General features: G+C 38.9%; 2 protein-coding genes. One reads left to right on the forward strand and one right to left on the reverse strand.

The window, feature by feature from the left end; all coding sequences use genetic code 11:
- Window positions 1-75 precede the first annotated feature (75 nt).
- On the reverse strand, window positions 76-474 hold the full coding sequence (tnpA, locus tag PL9214_RS29900) for an IS200/IS605 family transposase (RefSeq protein WP_072717176.1): 399 nt from the start codon (window positions 472-474) through the stop codon (window positions 76-78).
- 35 nt (window positions 475-509) lie between these two features.
- Here tnpA and PL9214_RS29905 point away from each other — a divergent pair, with 35 nt between their 5' ends.
- Window positions 510-1,736, forward strand: coding sequence for an RNA-guided endonuclease InsQ/TnpB family protein (locus tag PL9214_RS29905; protein ID WP_222425192.1), 1,227 nt, complete (start codon window positions 510-512; stop codon window positions 1,734-1,736).
- Window positions 1,737-1,756: the final 20 nt, after the last annotated feature.

Consider the following 1,756-nt stretch of genomic DNA (forward strand, 5'->3'; position numbering starts at 1 on the left):
TTACAATAACCGTATTCAAAGCCCACGTCTTTCAAGCGTGGGATGTAGAATACCCGCCTTTAGGCGGAGTGAAGGCTAGTGAGAGTTTTGGTTAGCAATATACTTTTTGATAGTTTCACTAGAAACAGAACCAGCCGTCCCACAATAATAGCTTCGACTCCACAAAGAAGGTAGTTTAAGTAAATGAGGAAATTCTTTTCTTAATATTCTTGATGATGCCCCTTTGATTCTGAACATAATTTGATGTGGAGCAATCAAAGGGTGACAACTAATAAATAAATGCACATGATCAGGCATTATCTCCAGAGCTAGGACATCACATTCTAGCTCTTTTGCTTTTTGGTAGATAATTTCCTCTAATCTTCTGCTCACTCCGTTAACCAACACCCTTTTCCTCCTTTTTGGGCAAAAGACAAAATGATAGTTGATCAGACTAACTGATGTGTTTTTTCTTCTATATTGATTTTCTGTCATTGTCGATACACACGATTCATCAACCTTATGTTATCATGGATGACATGACAAAAATAACTCGGACGATTAAATTGAAATTCGTGGATCTCAACCGTTGTAAAGCTCAGGTGTTTGAGCAAATGACGGCAGAAAACACACGGGTTGCCAACAAGCTGTTGTCATTGCCGATTAAAGAACGGCGTAAAATGACAACAGCTAAAATTATGTCCGAGTTAAAATCTGCCCTTGTTAACCAAGTAATCCGACATACCACATCACCCACAGGTCGTAAAACCAAACAATATAAAGTTCTTCCTGTGGAAGTTAACAACCAAAACTGGAAGTTAACCCTAAAAGGGAATACTTATTCAATTAGTTTTCCAACCCTTAAAGGTGAAAAAAGAATTCCCATTGAAGTTGCATCTCCCCATTGGCAACCTGTTTTAGACGGATTGTTAGAGGGAACAATTCAAGGGGGTTCTTTTAAATTAATTAAACATCGAAATAAGTGGTATGCCTATCTGTCAATTACTGAGGATGTTCCAGAAGTTAAGACGGAGAAAAGATTAGGATGTGACCGAGGACAGAATAATTTAGCGGTAGTTGCACCTAAACAGGGTTTTGGTAAGTTCTTTAATGGTCAAAGCGTTAAGCATCGGAGACGTTATTTTCAACAACGAAGAAAACAACTTCAAGAAGCTAAAAAGTTTCGAGCATTAAAGAAATGGGACAAAAAAGAACGACGATGGATGGATGCAATCAATCATACAATCAGCCGTCGAATTGTTCGTTTTGCCGAATACCATAATGCTGATGTTGTTATTGAGGATTTAGAAGGATGTCGAAGCACAATGAAACAGAGCCAAAAATCTCGTTCTGATTCCGGTGAATCTCGACATAATTGGTCTTATTATTCTTTGGAACAGAAACTTAATTATAAGTTGGCTCTTAAAGGATTGAAATTAATTAAAAGACCTGCGCCATACACTTCCAAATCCTGTTCAACCTGTGGTTTTATTGGTAAAAGAAATCGACATGATTTCAATTGCCCTAATGGTCACTACCATAACTCTGATTTGAATGCTGCGAAAAACCTAGCTCAATGGGACGGTTTTTCTTGTCAGTTAGACCTACAGAGAGATGCTTCTGTAATGGATTCATCCGGTTTAACTGATGGGGTGCTTGGCACACCCCTGAACTCGGTGAATACAGTCAAACAAGAGTATATTCAACTGTCTCTGCTTGACTGGACTAGATACGAGAATCCCACCCCTTTAGCGTAGCGCAGGGGTGGGAGTGTCAA

The sequence above is a fragment of the Planktothrix tepida PCC 9214 genome, assembly GCF_900009145.1.
GTDB lineage: Bacteria > Cyanobacteriota > Cyanobacteriia > Cyanobacteriales > Microcoleaceae > Planktothrix > Planktothrix tepida.